8 protein-coding genes, 3 rRNA genes and 1 pseudogene (1 of these 12 cut by a window edge) are annotated in these 12645 nt (G+C 60.5%); 5 read left to right on the top strand and 7 right to left on the bottom strand.

The window, feature by feature from the left end; all coding sequences use genetic code 11:
• Positions 1 to 42 precede the first annotated feature (42 nt).
• Positions 43 to 381, top strand: coding sequence for a tryptophan synthase subunit beta (locus QMK50_RS14605; RefSeq protein WP_095172001.1), 339 nt, complete (start codon positions 43 to 45; stop codon positions 379 to 381).
• 43 nt (positions 382 to 424) lie between these two features.
• Here the strand turns inward: QMK50_RS14605 and lapD are convergent, their stop codons facing one another.
• Complete coding sequence (lapD, locus tag QMK50_RS14600; RefSeq protein WP_320333366.1) at positions 425 to 2371, bottom strand: cyclic di-GMP receptor LapD; 1947 nt, start codon at positions 2369 to 2371, stop codon at positions 425 to 427.
• Positions 2372 to 2385: 14 nt separating this feature from the next.
• Positions 2386 to 3078 (bottom strand): cysteine protease LapG, encoded by a 693-nt coding sequence (gene lapG, locus QMK50_RS14595; protein ID WP_095172004.1) that lies wholly within the window; start codon positions 3076 to 3078, stop codon positions 2386 to 2388.
• A 271-nt stretch (positions 3079 to 3349) separates the two neighbouring features.
• Between lapG and QMK50_RS14590 the strand changes: the two genes are divergently transcribed.
• Positions 3350 to 4060, top strand: coding sequence for a GntR family transcriptional regulator (locus QMK50_RS14590; RefSeq protein WP_095172006.1), 711 nt, complete (start codon positions 3350 to 3352; stop codon positions 4058 to 4060).
• 78 nt (positions 4061 to 4138) lie between these two features.
• Here the strand turns inward: QMK50_RS14590 and QMK50_RS27365 are convergent, their stop codons facing one another.
• Positions 4139 to 4924, bottom strand: coding sequence for a methyl-accepting chemotaxis protein (locus QMK50_RS27365; RefSeq protein WP_371917616.1), 786 nt, complete (start codon positions 4922 to 4924; stop codon positions 4139 to 4141).
• Between the two features lie 69 nt (positions 4925 to 4993).
• Positions 4994 to 6019, bottom strand: a pseudogene (locus tag QMK50_RS27360) (cache domain-containing protein); the annotation flags it as partial.
• A gap of 311 nt (positions 6020 to 6330) precedes the next feature.
• On the opposite strand from QMK50_RS27360, the gene QMK50_RS14580 reads away from it, so the two are divergent.
• The 3 genes from QMK50_RS14580 (at position 6331) to QMK50_RS14570 (ending at position 10430) form a co-directional block, all read left to right on the top strand.
• The gene (locus QMK50_RS14580; protein ID WP_095172010.1) at positions 6331 to 6843 is read left to right on the top strand and encodes a sigma-70 family RNA polymerase sigma factor; all 513 of its coding nucleotides are present in this window, start codon (positions 6331 to 6333) and stop codon (positions 6841 to 6843) included.
• Positions 6836 to 7834 (top strand): FecR family protein, encoded by a 999-nt coding sequence (locus QMK50_RS14575; protein ID WP_320333365.1) that lies wholly within the window; start codon positions 6836 to 6838, stop codon positions 7832 to 7834. The genes QMK50_RS14580 and QMK50_RS14575 overlap by 8 nt, the downstream gene beginning before the upstream one ends.
• Before the next feature lie 82 nt (positions 7835 to 7916).
• Entirely contained in the window at positions 7917 to 10430 is a 2514-nt protein-coding gene (locus QMK50_RS14570) for a TonB-dependent siderophore receptor (RefSeq protein WP_320333364.1), read from the top strand.
• 148 nt (positions 10431 to 10578) lie between these two features.
• Here QMK50_RS14570 and rrf (QMK50_RS14565) read toward each other — a convergent pair.
• From rrf (QMK50_RS14565) to QMK50_RS14555, 3 genes are all read right to left on the bottom strand, one after another.
• Positions 10579 to 10694 (bottom strand): 5S ribosomal RNA (gene rrf / locus QMK50_RS14565).
• 109 nt (positions 10695 to 10803) lie between these two features.
• Positions 10804 to 10919, bottom strand: a 5S ribosomal RNA gene (gene rrf / locus QMK50_RS14560).
• 183 nt (positions 10920 to 11102) lie between these two features.
• Positions 11103 to 12645 (bottom strand): 23S ribosomal RNA (locus QMK50_RS14555) (it continues 1348 nt past the right edge of the window).

Genomic DNA, 12645 nt, shown 5'->3' with positions numbered 1-12645 from the left:
CTGCTGACAGCACGACGCTGGTTCATTCATGAGGGATTGTCGATGTTCTACGTGCAACGTGATGCACAGGGCCTGCTGGTGCGCGTAGAGGCTGCGCCCTACGCCGAGGCAACGGAAACGCTGCCCGCCGACCACCACGAGATCCAGGCCTGGTACGCCAACGAGGTGGTGGAAACCAGCCTCAAACAGCTTAAACAGAGTGACCTGGAGATGATCCGGGTACTCGACGACCTGATTCAGGTGCTGACCAGCAAAGGGGTGATTCGCGTCACCGACCTGCCGCCGGCCGCACAAGCCAAGCTGATGGACCGGACCCAGGCACGTGAAGCCCTGGGTGGGTTGAGCCATCTGATCAACGAAGATGAAAGCGGGCTGATCTGAGCCCCGGAGCGCACCCGGTCGACGGGTACGCTCATCCTCATTACTACTGCCAGGGTTTCGGTTCGCCGAACAACTGGCCCTGCACCCCGTACAGACCCATCTCGCGAATCACCCGCAACTCTCCTTCGGTCTCCACCCGCTCGGCAATCAGCGGCAGGTCGATGCTGTGGGCGGCGCGCTGGATGGCTTCGATGAACAGGCGCTTGTCACTTTCCTGATCGATGGCGCGGATGTAGCTGCCATCGATTTTCAGGTAGGCCAGGCCCAGGCGCGACAGATTGCCGATCATGCTGAACCGTCCACCGAAACGCTGCAGGCTGAGGGAGAACCCCAGCTCGCGCAGACGCTGGGTCAGTTGTTCGAGCACGGCTTGGTCAGGGAGTTGCTCCTCACCGATTTCCAGGGTCAGGCGTGGCCCCAGGTCCGAATGCTGGCGCAGGATCTCGAAGACCTTGTTCAGCGCCTGCGGATCGGCCAGGGTCGCGGCGGACAGATTGAGCGCCAGCGATTGCTGATGGCTGGCCATCTGCGTCAACACGCCCTCGAGCATCAGGCGGTCAAGCCGTGACATCCAGCCAAAACGCTCCAGCCACGGCAGGAAGCGCCCGGCGGGAATGGTCTGGCCCTGCTCGTCGAGCAGACGCGACAGGACTTTGTAATGCAGCACCAGGTCGGTGTCCTGGCTGGCCACCACCGGCTGGAAGTACAGCTGGAAGCGCTGTTGCTCGAGTGCCTGGTCCAGCAGCCGGTGCCAGGCATGATGGTCTTCGCCAACGGTCGCGGCCACGTTGTGCTCCAGGCACGCCCAGTTCGACTCGCCCTCGCCTTCCGCTTGCAACAGTGCCTGGTCGGCCAGGCTCAACACCGCCTGCGGCGTGTCGCCGTGGACGAACGGCGCCAGGCCGATCGCCGCCACCGTTGGCACGTCAGTCGCGCCGGTGGCATGCAGGCTGGCCAACGCACTGTCCAGGCTCTGTGCCAGTTGCTGCGCCTCTTCGCGGACCAGTCCTGGCGCCAGCACTGCAAATTCGCCGCCACGGATCCGGGTGACCAGGTTCTGGGTTTCCGGGTACCGCGCACATTCACGCGATAACTGTTGGCCGACGGCCTGCAGCAACTGGTCGGTACGTTGCCCGCCCAAGCGCTGGTTGAGGCCCGCCAGGTCCTTGACCCGCAGCAGCAACAGATAACCGGTGCTCGCCTGTTCGGCATTGCTCACCCGGGCATTCAACTGCATCTCGAAATAGCGCCGGTTGGCCAAGCCCGTGAGGGTGTCCTGATAGGATTGCGCGCGCAGTTTCTCGCTGCGCTCGGCCTGCTCCTGGAACAGCGCCTTGAGCTTTTCGACCATCTGGTTCATCGCCTGCACCACACGCCGTAACTCAGGTGTGCGCGGCAGCTCCGGCAGGCTGAGGAACTCGCGCCGGGCAATCGCATGGGACTGCTTGACCATGTAGTCCAGCGGCTTGAGCTGGCGGCGCAGCAACAACGCCCCCAACACCGCGCTGACCGCGCCACACACCAGCAACCAGCCAAGGCTGCCCAGGGCGCTCTGCCAGAGTTTGGCCACGGCGAACATCGGATGGCTGATCACCTCGACCCTGGCCGCCTGTTCCCAGCCGCGGCTGACCAAGGCATCGCCACCGGCTGGCTCCAGGCCGATCAGGTTGACGAACCACTGCGGTACCTTGCTCACGTCGGGTGCACCGCTGCGCTCGACGATGGCGCTGTCGGTCTTTAGGTCCACCACACGAATGCTCGCGTAATAGCCGCTGTCAAAGATCGAGCTGACCAGCAGCTCGACCATCGCCGGGTCGTCGATGTTCGGGGTCAGCGACAACGCCAGCGCCGTGGCCGCGTCCTGGGCGTGGGAGCGCAGTTGATTGACGTACTGGGTCCGCGAACTTTCCAGGCTGACCATGAAGCTGCCGGTGAAGGCGACCACCAGGAACAGGCAGATAGCAAGCAACAACTGTTTGAACAATGACATCTGAACGCGTGCTCCTAGTGGGTCGTCTCGGCCGGAAATCCCTCGGCCTGCATTTTTTTCAACACATCCTGCCAACGGGACAGGCGCTTGGTATCGCCGACTTTCTGGTTACCCTTGGCACCCGGTAGCCACAAGCCCTGCGCATTGAAGGAGTAGACCGGCAACAGGTCGGTACGCTGGCTGGCGGGCGCAATGGCGTCGACCAGGCTGTCGAGCACCAATGGCATCGCGTCCGGGCTGGCATAGTAGGTCAAGACCATGTGCGCGCGGTTCTGGCGCAGGGCCTTGACGTAGGTGATACGCAACTTGTCGCTGGAAACCCCAAGATGGCGCAGGCTGAAGTATTTGGCGATCGCATAGTCTTCGCAATCTCCGGCGCCCTTCCATAAGCCTTCGACGGGAGTTTCCCAATAATCGACCTGACGCCACAGGTCGATGTCTTCCACGTAACGCATCTGCTTGTTGAAGAATAGATTGACCACTTTGAGCTGCTCGAGCTCCGGCACTTGCTGCTGTGTGGCCAGCAGGTGCTGCCAGGCATCGATCCGCTGCTTGCCCTCGCCTAGCGGCCCGTACAGGGCCTCTGCCCGCCGACTGATCAGCGAGAAGTCCCAATCGGCCTGCAGGGCACCGAGCATGACACTGCCGATCAGCAGTGCCGAGCACAGCCAACGCCAGGTCAAAGTGAGTGCGCAACGTGCCAGCAATGCAGTGATTCCGGGAGGGCGGTGGGGAAATCGATGATGGTGCAGCCTGGATCGGTAAAAGACAATGGCACGATGCAATCACTGCGCGCAGGCTAAACTTCAAGGACCGACCAAGATCACAGCGCCGCGTTTGCCATCCGCTCATCCGGCACCTATGCCTGTGGCGTTAAACGCTCGAAAAAGGCATTGTCTCGCCCGTTTGACAAGCTGGCACCCAGTCACTAGTGTGCATTGGATCCAATATTTACTTCTACTGTCGGAGGGCATTGTCGTGGCACAGAAGCCCAACCCACTCAGCACCATTACCGTCAGCGGCCCTATCCCCGCTCACCTGGCTCGTGCGGTGATCGAAGAGACCCTGCGCTCGGCGATTCTCGACGGGCGCCTGCCCTGCGGCACCGCACTGCGCCAGCAAGACCTGGCCGACCTGTTCGGCGTCAGCCGCATGCCGGTACGCGAAGCGCTGCGCCAGCTCGAAGCGCAATCGCTGCTGCATGTCGTCGCCCACAAAGGCGCAGTCGTGGCGCCCCTGATCGAAGGTGACGCCGCCGAGACTTATGCGCTGCGCATCCTGCTGGAGTGCGAGGCCCTGCGCCTGTCGATTCCGCTGCTCGATGAAGCGGATTTCGCCGAGGCAGCGAGCCACATCGACCACCTGGAAACCGAGACCGATTACGCCGAAATCGGCCGGCTCAATCGCCTGTTCCATATGGCCCTGTACCGCAAGGCGCCCAACCGTCGGTTGCTGACCCTGATCGAGAACGGCTTGTGGGAAGAAGAACGCTTCCTGCGCTTCAACCTGGGGTCCATGGGGCTGGGCAAGCTCACCCAGGAAGATCACCGCGAACTGCTGCGCATCGCCCAAGCCGGGGACATCGCCCTGGGCGTGGCCAAACTGACGCACCACCTCAATCGCGCGGTGGACGTCATCACCCGCTATCTGAACAGCGTCGAGTCCCAGGGCAAGACCTCAGCGAACTGATACTCGCAGGTGCACAGGAGAAAAAAAACGCGATGAGCCCAGCCGGGCTCATCGCGTTTTTGCCAGTGCTACGAGGCTTCAGATCTTGAAGCTGTCCACCAACTGCTTCAGGCGATTGGCCTGCAGCGACAGGGCATCGCAATCCTTCAAGGTTTCATTGAGGTTGGCCACACCTTGCTGGTTCAGCAGGTTGATCTGGTTGATGTCAACGTTGAGAGTCTCCACCACGGCGGTCTGCTCTTCCGTCGCGGCCGCCACCGACTGGTTCATGCCGTCGATCTCGGTGATGCGCTGGGTCACGCTGACCAGTCGCGCACCCGCCTGATTCGCCACTTCGACACTTTCTTCGCTGGAGAGCTGGCTGGCGTTCATGGTCGATACCGCCTCACGCGAGCCGACTTGCAGCGAGGTGATCATCTTGTGGATCTCTTCGGCCGACTCCTGGGTGCGGTGAGCCAGGTTGCGCACTTCGTCCGCCACCACGGCAAACCCGCGCCCGGCTTCACCGGCACGCGCCGCTTCGATTGCGGCGTTGAGCGCCAGCAGGTTGGTCTGCTGGGAGATGCCCTTGATCACATCGAGAATGTGCCCGATGTTATCGGTGCTGGCGTTGAGGGTTTCGATCTGGGTGCAGGACAGACTGATTTTCTGCGACAGCTCGGTCATCGCCAGAATGGTCTGCTCCACCACTTGGCGCCCGTCGTCGGCCTGCTCGCTGGCGCCGCTGGCGTGTTGCGAAGCGTCCGCCGCGTTGCGGGCGATTTCCTGGGTGGCTGCGCCCAGTTCATTGATGGCCGCGGCGACGCTGTTGGTGCGTGCACTTTGCTCATCGGAACCGACGATCGAGGCATTGGAGGACGCCATCACTCGTTGCGACAAGTCGTGCACCTGGCGGGTGGCCGACGAAACTTCGCTGATGGAGGCATGAATGCGCTCCACGAACTGGTTGAAGGCCCCGCCCAGCTCACCGAATTCATCCTTGCTTTCCACGGCCAGGCGGCGAGTCAGGTCGCCCTCACCCTGGGCAATGTCCTGCATGGCGCGGCCCATGGTGGTCAGTGGGCGCATCAGCACTTGGATCAACAGGCTCAGCAGCACGGCAATGGCGGTCACAGCGACGAACATGGCGATCAAGGCCGAGGTGCGGAACTTGCCCAGGGCGGCGTAGGCCTTGTCCCGGTCGATCGACAGGCCTATGTACCACTGCGCGTTCGGCAGACCGTTGACCGGGGTAAAGGACAGGATGCGTTCCTGCTGGTTGAGCAGCACGTCCTGGTTGCCCGCACCGACACGCACGTTAGCGCCTGGGTAGATGTCCTTGAGGTTTTTCATCACCTGGTCTTTGTCCGGGCTGACGATTACCTGGCCGTCGGCGCTGACCAGGAACGCATGGCCGATGCCGCCGAAGTCCACCGAGTTGATGATGTTGACCAGGGTCGCCAGGCTCAAGTCGCCGCCCACCACACCCAGCAGTTCGCCATGCTTCTTGACCGGCATGGCGATGGTCACCACCAGCCCGCCAACTGCAGCCATGTAGGGCGGGGTCAGCATGGTTTGGTCAGCCGCGACCGCCTGTTTGTACCAGGGGCGCTGGCGCGGGTCGTAGCCCTCGGGCATTTTCGCGTCAGGGCGCTGGGTAAACACTCCGTTTGCCTGGCCGACGTAGGTGAACTGGAAGTTCGAGGTGAAGGCCGGCTGGTCGACCAGGCCCGGGAAGTCGGCGTTGGCGCCTTGGTGCGCGACGTTCTGCGCCAGGTTCTCCAGGACCAGGATCCGCCCACTGAGCCAGTTCTGCACGCTGCTGGCGGTCAGGGCCCCTGCTTGCTGGACCGAGGTGTCGAGGTTTTGCTGGATGGTGTTGCGCTGCAGGTAGTCGTTATACAAAGTGAACAAGGCGAACGCCAGGACCACGACGCCCGAAGCGGCCAACAGGATTTTATGGCTGAACTTGAGATTCATGTCAGGGGACTTCTCATGCGAAAGAGTAGGGATGCGTTCCGGGTGCAACATTCCATGTGACGCCATAGGCCGCTCTGTGGCCGCTCTACTTTGGTGCACGCATGTCTCCCCCACTCTTTCGGCACCAAGTCGGGAAAACTTAGGCTTTTGTGCAGAACCCGGGACAATCTCTGCAAAAACCCGGTGAATGGCGGGCTAGAGCACTTTCATTGAGGTTTATCGAGGGCGCAGAGCGGCGGCAGTTGCAAAAATTACAGGCCTTGATGACAATGCGACTAATTATCATTTGTGACGTCCAGGCTGTCGCGTTCATGCCCTCTCCTGAGTCAGCGGTACAGGTGCTCTACAGCAACCACCATGGTTGGCTCAATACGTGGCTGCGCAGCCGCCTGGGCAATGCCGCCGATGCGGCGGATCTGGCCCAGGACACGTTCGTGCGCCTGTTGCAGCGTACCGAGCGACTCGAACTCAAGGCCCCCCGCGCCTTCTTGCGGACCATTGCCCGTGGCCTGGTGATCGATCACTGGCGCCGTGCGGAGATCGAGCGCGCCTACCTGGAAAGCATCGCCCACCTACCCGAAGCCGAAGCGCCGAGTGCCGAAGCGCGAGCCTTGGTGCTCGAGTTGCTGGAGCGCATAACGCGGATGCTCGAAGGCCTCAAGCCGAAGGTGCGCAAGGCGTTTGTGTTGGCCCAATGCGAGGGACTGCCCCATAAGCAGATCGCCGAGCAGATGGGGTTGTCCTTGCGGTCGGTGGAGCGGTACGTCGCCGATGCGCTCTATCACTGCTACGTGCTGCGTTATGAGGGCCAGGCGGGTGAGTAATCTGCGCGACCACGGCGAACCCCACCAGCAGGTGGTCAAGCAGGCCATCAGTTGGCTGCTGCGCCTGCGCAATAACGCCAGCAACCCCAAGCTCCAGGCGCAATGTGAGCGGTGGCGCACGGCACACCCGGAACACGAACTGGCCTGGCAGCGGGTGCAGTCGCTGCAACTAGAGTTGAGCGCCAACCTGCGGGCGGTGCCGGGTGCCCAGGTCGCGCTGCACACCCTGGAACAGAGTGCGCAACGCCTGGACCGTCGCCAGGCCCTGAAGCTGCTTGGCGGCGCGCTGTTGCTGGGCTCTGCCGCGTGGCTCGGTCGGGAGCAGATGGGCGGGTTGCAGTGGAACGCCGATTTCGCCACCGCCACGGGCGAGCGCCGCGGCTTCCAGTTGCCAGACGGCACTCGCCTGCGCCTGAACACCGACAGCGCCGCCAACCTGGATTTCACCGCCGGGCAACGCCTGATCAAGCTGGCACGTGGCGAAATCATGGTGACCTGCGGCAGCAGCCTGACGCCGACCCCGGGCCAGCCGTTGCGGGTGCAAAGCGAGCACGGTCTGTTCGAGGCGAGCACCGCACGTTTTATCGTGCGCCAGGAGCGCGACTGCACCCGGCTCAGCGTCACCAGTGGCAGTGTCGCAGTGCTTGCACCGCAAGCGGCGGACGGGGCGCCGATGCGGGTCCAGGCAGGGCAAAGCTACCTGATCACCCCTGCCCTGGCAGCACCTGCCCCGCCTCTGGCGATGGACCCCGGCGCCTGGGTGGATGGCTTGATCGTCACTCGCAACATGCGCCTGGCGGATTTCCTCAAGGAAGTGAGCCGCTACCGCCGTGGGCATCTTGCCTGCGCCTCGCAGATCGCCGACTTGCGTCTGTCTGGGGTGTTCCGCTTGGAGGATACCGACAAGCTGCTGGCCATCGTGGCGCAGACGCTCCCCGTCCAGGTGCGCTATCGCACACGCTGGTGGGTGACCGTGGAGCGCCAGGTGTGATTTTTGGCGGGTTTTCCAGCGTAGTCCGGCTTAGACAGTAAGCACTTCAATCTGCCTTGAGCGACTCCCACGGAAACCCATGATGACTGTTCGCACCCACCGTTCCCTGCCCTGCCCCTGCGCCCCTGACTCACCGTCCGCCAGCTTGCTGCGCCAAGCCATCCGCGCCGCGCTGTTCTCCACCGCACTGGGGGTGAGCGCACTGCCGTTGCTCGCCCATGGCGCGGATGCCAGCGTGGCCAGTGCCAGCCGTAGCTATGACATCGCCGCCGGCCCCTTGAGCGAGGTGCTGAATCAGTTCGCGCGCCAGGCCGGCATCACCCTGTCGACCACTCCCGAACTCACCCAGGGCCAGCAATCGCCTGGGGTGCAGGGCGACTACTCGGCAGATCAGGCCTTGAGCCACGTGCTCAACGGTTCGGGCCTACAGGCGGTCAGCCAGGACGGCAGCAGTTACGTCCTGCGGCCGCAAGCCGAAGACGCAGCACTGAATCTGCCAACCACCGACATCAAGGGGTTTGCCCTGGGTAACGCACTGGGCAGCATGGAAGGCTACAACGCCACTCACAGTCAGGTTGCCACCAAGACCAGCACTGCCCTGCTGGAAACCTCGCAAAGCGTGTCGGTGGTCACTCGCCAGCAAATGGACGACCAGGGTGCGCAAACCGTATCCCAGACCATGCGCTACACCCCGGGCGTGCTGACCAACCCCTATGGTGCCACCCATCGCTACGACTACGTGGCCATGCGCGGCTTCAACGATGGCTCGGTGGACAACATCTACCTCGATGGCTTGAAGTCCATGGGGGACAGCGGCACTTACAGCAGCATGCAGATCGACCCGTACTTCCTGGAGCGCGTGGACATCCTCAAAGGGCCTTCCTCGGTGCTTTATGGGCGCAGTTCGCCCGGCGGCCTGGTGGCGCTCACCAGCAAGAAGCCGCTGTACGAGGCCTATCATCAGGTTCAAGCCACGGTCGGCACGCAGGGCCAACAAGGTATGGGTTTTGACTTCAGTGGCCCTGTAGACGACGACAAGCGCATTGCCTATCGCCTGACCGGCCTTGCCGACAAATCCGACACGCAATTCGATCACAACAAGGAAAAGCGCTTCGCCCTGGCACCGACCTTGAGCATCGACTTCACCGACGACACCTCACTGACCCTGCAGGCCTACCTGCAGCACGATCCCGATGGCGGCTATCACAGCGGTATGCCGGCCGATGGCGCACTGCATCAGCGCAATGGCCAGCGCATCTCGGAGCACTTCTTTGAAGGCGAACCGGGAGTCGATGGCTACCAGCGCGACCAGCAGTCTTTCGGCTACCAGTTCGAACACCGCTTCAATGATGTTTTCACCGCGCGGCAGAACTTCCGTTACCTGGACTCCAAGGTCAAACTCGACCAGATCTATGGGTATGGCTGGACCACCCCTACCAGCAATGAGCTGAACCGCTACTACACCGGTGGCGACGAAAAGCTGCATTCGTTCATCGTCGATAACATGCTCCAGGCCGAGTTCCTCACCGGCGACAGCAAGCACACGGTGTTGATGGGCGCTGACTACCAGCGGCGCAAGACGGTGGTCGACTGGACCAGTGGTTCGGTGGCACCGATCAACGCCTTCGACCCGGTGTACGGCAACGCCGAGATCACCTACTACGATCCATTGAGCTACCTGCGTCGCCTGGAGCAGACCGGCGTTTACCTGCAGGACCTGATCGAGATGGACCAGTGGCGGTTCTCCCTGGGCCTGCGTCAGGACTGGGTAGAAACCTCGGAAGAAAACCGCCTGGCCGAGTTCAATCGCCCGGAAGGCACCGAGGTCAACGACAAACGCACCAAGCTGACCGGACGCGCCGGGGCGCTGTATCTGTTTGATAACGGCATTGCGCCGTACATCAGCTACTCCGAGTCGTTCAATCCGAACTCCTACGCAGACAGTGCGGGCAACCCCTTGGCACCGACCGATGGCACCCAATGGGAAGTGGGCTTGAAGTACCAGCCACCCGGGACGGACAACCTGTTCACTGCATCGCTGTTCCGCATTGACCAGGAGAACCTGGCGACCAAGCTGCCCCAGGAAAACTTCTATCGTGCAGTCGGGGCCGTTCGCTCCCAGGGCCTGGAGCTGGAAGCACACACCCAGGTGACCGACAACCTGAAAGTGCTCGGCAGCTACACCTTTACCGACATCGAGTACTCCAAATCGATGATCAGCACCCTGAGCACCGACACCGATGTGATCGAAAACAAGGGCAACTCGCCGACTCAGGCACCACGCCATATGGCCTCGCTGTGGGCGGACTACCTGTTCGATAGCGCAGCACTCGATGGCCTGCGCCTGGGCGGTGGCGTGCGATATGTCGGCTACAGTTGGGCGGATGCCGAGAACACCATGAAGGTGCCTGCGTACACGCTGTTTGATGCTTCGATCGGCTACGACCTGGGCAAGGTGGGCCTGAAGGGGGTCGATGTGCGCCTGAATGCCAACAACCTGACTGACGAATCCTACATTGCGTCCTGTGCCAGCCTGAGCTTCTGCTACATGGGCGAGGAACGTAACGTGGCGGCCACGGTGAGCTACCAGTTCTAACTGCGGGTCATTCCAACAAAGCCAGCGCCTGGTCTCAACCGCTGGCTTTGTTGTCTCTGCAGCAAGCTATGGGCCCTGCAGAGGCTTTGGTTACCCCTGAAACGACAAAACCCCTGTCTGCAATGCAGACAGGGGTTTCGGAATTCAATCTTGACGATGACCTACTCTCACATGGGGAAACCCCACACTACCATCGGCGATGCATCGTTTCACTGCTGAGTTCGGGATGGGATCAGGTGGTTCCAATGCTCTATGGTCGTCAAGAAATTCTGTGTACCGGTCCGTTGCGCTAGCAGCGTGCCGATGAAATTCATGGACTTCTACAAAAACAAAACCCCTACCTGCATACGCAGATAGGGGTTTCGGAATTTAATCTTGACGATGACCTACTCTCACATGGGGAAACCCCACACTACCATCGGCGATGCATCGTTTCACTGCTGAGTTCGGGATGGGATCAGGTGGTTCCAATGCTCTATGGTCGTCAAGAAATTCGGGTACTGAGTCGTGGCCAGATGACCTCGCTTCAGCAAATTGGGTATGTGATAGCTTTCGGTGTTGTGTGTTGCTTTGAGCAGATTCGAACTTTCGGTTCGTTTCGTCTTCACACACCGCAATCTGATGCTCCTCTTTGTTTCAAAATCAGGAGTAGTCAAATTGCTTGGGTGTTATATGGTCAAGCCTCACGGGCAATTAGTATTGGTTAGCTCAACGCCTCACAGCGCTTACACACCCAACCTATCAACGTCGTAGTCTTCGACGGCCCTTCAGGGGACTCAAGGTCCCAGTGAGATCTCATCTTGAGGCTAGTTTCCCGCTTAGATGCTTTCAGCGGTTATCTATTCCGAACATAGCTACCCGGCAATGCCACTGGCGTGACAACCGGAACACCAGAGGTTCGTCCACTCCGGTCCTCTCGTACTAGGAGCAGCCCCTCTCAAATCTCAAACGTCCACGGCAGATAGGGACCGAACTGTCTCACGACGTTCTAAACCCAGCTCGCGTACCACTTTAAATGGCGAACAGCCATACCCTTGGGACCGGCTTCAGCCCCAGGATGTGATGAGCCGACATCGAGGTGCCAAACACCGCCGTCGATATGAACTCTTGGGCGGTATCAGCCTGTTATCCCCGGAGTACCTTTTATCCGTTGAGCGATGGCCCTTCCATACAGAACCACCGGATCACTAAGACCTACTTTCGTACCTGCTCGACGTGTCTGTCTCGCAGTCAAGCGCGCTTTTGCCTTTATACTCTACGACCGATTTCCGACCGGTCTGAGCGCACCTTCGTACTCCTCCGTTACTCTTTAGGAGGAGACCGCCCCAGTCAAACTACCCACCATACACTGTCCTCGATCCGGATAACGGACCTGAGTTAGAACCTCAAAGTTGCCAGGGTGGTATTTCAAGGTTGGCTCCACGCAGACTGGCGTCCACGCTTCAAAGCCTCCCACCTATCCTACACAAGCAAATTCAAAGTCCAGTGCAAAGCTATAGTAAAGGTTCACGGGGTCTTTCCGTCTAGCCGCGGATACACTGCATCTTCACAGCGATTTCAATTTCACTGAGTCTCGGGTGGAGACAGCGCCGCCATCGTTACGCCATTCGTGCAGGTCGGAACTTACCCGACAAGGAATTTCGCTACCTTAGGACCGTTATAGTTACGGCCGCCGTTTACCGGGGCTTCGATCAAGAGCTTCGCGTTAGCTAACCCCATCAATTAACCTTCCGGCACCGGGCAGGCGTCACACCCTATACGTCCACTTTCGTGTTTGCAGAGTGCTGTGTTTTTAATAAACAGTCGCAGCGGCCTGGTATCTTCGACCGGCGTGGGCTTACGGAGCAAGTCCTTCACCCTCACCGGCGCACCTTCTCCCGAAGTTACGGTGCCATTTTGCCTAGTTCCTTCACCCGAGTTCTCTCAAGCGCCTTGGTATTCTCTACCCAACCACCTGTGTCGGTTTGGGGTACGGTTCCTGGTTACCTGAAGCTTAGAAGCTTTTCTTGGAAGCATGGCATCAACCACTTCGTGTTCTAAAAGAACACTCGTCATCAGCTCTCGGCCTTAGAATCCCGGATTTACCTAAGATTCCAGCCTACCACCTTAAACTTGGACAACCAACGCCAAGCTGGCCTAGCCTTCTCCGTCCCTCCATCGCAATAACCAGAAGTACAGGAATATTAACCTGTTTTCCATCGACTACGCTTTTCAG

Source organism: Pseudomonas sp. P5_152 (assembly GCF_033989915.1).
In the GTDB taxonomy this organism is placed as follows: Bacteria; Pseudomonadota; Gammaproteobacteria; order Pseudomonadales; family Pseudomonadaceae; genus Aquipseudomonas.
This window is presented reverse-complemented; position numbering and strand designations above follow the sequence as displayed.